2 protein-coding genes are annotated in these 2,348 nt (G+C 47.4%); one reads left to right on the top strand and one right to left on the bottom strand.

The genetic code is table 11. The annotated features are described in order from the left end of the window. Positions 1-10: 10 nt before the first annotated feature. Positions 11-1,111, top strand: a complete 1,101-nt coding sequence (locus tag RT717_RS09235) for a 6-phosphofructokinase (protein WP_317491448.1) — start codon at positions 11-13, stop codon at positions 1,109-1,111. A 299-nt stretch (positions 1,112-1,410) separates the two neighbouring features. Here the strand turns inward: RT717_RS09235 and RT717_RS09240 are convergent, their stop codons facing one another. After that, the gene (locus RT717_RS09240) at positions 1,411-2,340 is read right to left on the bottom strand and encodes a PorP/SprF family type IX secretion system membrane protein (protein ID WP_317491449.1); all 930 of its coding nucleotides are present in this window, start codon (positions 2,338-2,340) and stop codon (positions 1,411-1,413) included. Positions 2,341-2,348 lie beyond the last annotated feature (8 nt).

A 2,348-nucleotide genomic window follows, 5' to 3' on the forward strand; every position in this document is an offset into this window, starting at 1 on the left:
ATCTGGAAATATGAGCAAGAAGAAACTACTGGTGCTTACAGGCGGCGGCGACTGTCCCGGTCTGAATGCCGTGCTGCGGGGGATTGTAAAGAGGTCGCAGCAAAATCCCGAGTGGGAGGTGTACGGAAGCATTGAAGCCTACAATGGTGTGCTGAGCGACCCGCAGGAGATTGTCAGGCTGGATAATAAGGCCATCGCCGGCATCCACGTAAAGGGCGGCACTATCATAAAAACAACCAACAAAGGAGGGCCATTTACCTGGCCTGTGAAGCATGAAGACGGTACCTGGTCCAGTATTGATCGCTCTGATGACTTACTCAACCGCCTTGATGATCTCGGCATAACTGCGGTGATTAGTATAGGCGGGGATGGTTCGCAACGCATTTCGCAGAAGCTTTACGAGCGGGGCTTGGATATAGTGGGTGTGCCGAAAACAATTGACAATGATCTTTCGGGCACCGATTTTACTTTTGGTTTTCAAACAGCAGTGCAAATAGCCTCTGATTGCCTTGATAAGCTGGTGACCACTGCCGAAAGCCACCACCGGGTAATGATCATGGAGGTGATGGGTAGGGCAGCTGGATGGATTGCTCTCCACACAGCCATTTCCGGCGGGGCTGAGGTTTGCCTTATTCCAGAGATTCCCTATGATGTAGAGAAAATAAAGCAACGAATAGACCAGCGTTACCACAATGGAAAAGGTTTCGCCCATATTGTGATGGCCGAGGGTGCTAAGTCTATTGGAGGAGATGTGGTTGCCTCTAAAAGCAATGAGGTCGGGTATAAAAACGTCCGGTTGGGCGGGTGTGCTTATCGGCTTTCTCAGGAATTGAAAGATGCAGGGTGTGAGGCCGATATTCGGGAAACGGTATTGGGGCATATCCAAAGAGGAGGCGGCCCAATAGCCTTTGACAGGGTGCTTGCCTTGCAGTTTGGTGTGAAGGCATTTGAAATGGTGCTGGAGCGGAAGTTCGGCAGGATGGTGGCCTATCAACACAACGATATCGTAGACGTGCCATTGCTGGAAGCTATTAGCACTTATAATTATGTTAACACGGATTCCTACCTAGTGAAAACAGCCAGAGGGTTAGGGATTTCTTTTGGAGATTAAGTTTGGATCAATCTGTATTTCTGGGGGGATTGATGTTTGGCATCGGTATTTTCTGCTTGCATAAAAAAGCAAAAGGTTCAAGCCTAACCCGGCCGGGCGAGACGCATTGAACCAGTTTTGCTTTTTTATTGCCGCCTATTTGCTGAATCGAATAACACTCCTTTTGAGTTTTATCCCCCAGATTGTCCGCTTGATCCTTAAGTTTGCTTTCAATAGAACCTGTATCGCATTTAAAGTGGGAGCCTGGGCAAAAAAAAAGCCAAACAACATTGTCTGGCTTTTCGAGGAAGTTAGGTTGATTAATAATAAACCGGGCATAAAGGATCTTTAGAAAGAGCCTTTATTAATACTCTATAGTTGATCATGATCTCGTGGGTTCCGTTGGTATACTGCCTTTGGCCCGAGGTAACCACGTCGTAGGCATAGCCAAGTCGAATGTTCTCATTCAAAACAAGCTGAGTAATCAACGTCATTGAGTCACCGCTGCGGTAGGAGAGGCCTGCGTAAACAATGTCTTCAAATATCACATTACAGTTAAGGTCGATACCCAACGGCAGATGATCCTGGTACCTGATCAGCACAGCAGGGAGAAGGTTGATGTTGTCGGTCAGGGGGAAAACCATTCCTCCGGTTAAATACACATAACGGGGTGTTCTTGCTTCCGTCTCCTTACCTAAACTTACGTCGACAACCCTATTCTTTACGATATGAGGGATCGAAGCTCCCAGGTACATCCGTTTGTTATAGTAGTAAGCACCTGTTCCGAAATTCGGACTGAACTTTCGGTCAGTGCCAATCAGAATATTGTCATTTTTGTCCCTAATGGTTAGTAGATCGTAGTTTGACCTTCTGTCATTGAACCCGCCCTGAAGACCCATTGCCAAATACCCTGTCGATAGCTTGATTTTATAGGCATAACTAGCATAAAAACCGTAGTCGGTATGAATACCCACCTGGTCTCTGGTTGCCGTTAGACCTACGCCGATCTGGTTACTAAACAAAGGTGTGTGCGCAGTGAACGTTTGGAATGATGGGGCACCATCAATATTGACCCACTGATCCCGGTGGATCACCGCAGCACTGAATTCGTTGGTACTTCCTGCGTAGGCAGGGTTAAGCACCATTCCGTTGTACATGTACTGCGAAATAACCGGGCGTTGCTGGGCGAACACTCCCCAGCTAGCCAACAACAACACGACGCAGAACGATAATCTAGTTACAATCTTCATACTTCAAA

Source organism: Imperialibacter roseus (assembly GCF_032999765.1).
GTDB lineage: Bacteria > Bacteroidota > Bacteroidia > Cytophagales > Cyclobacteriaceae > Imperialibacter > Imperialibacter roseus.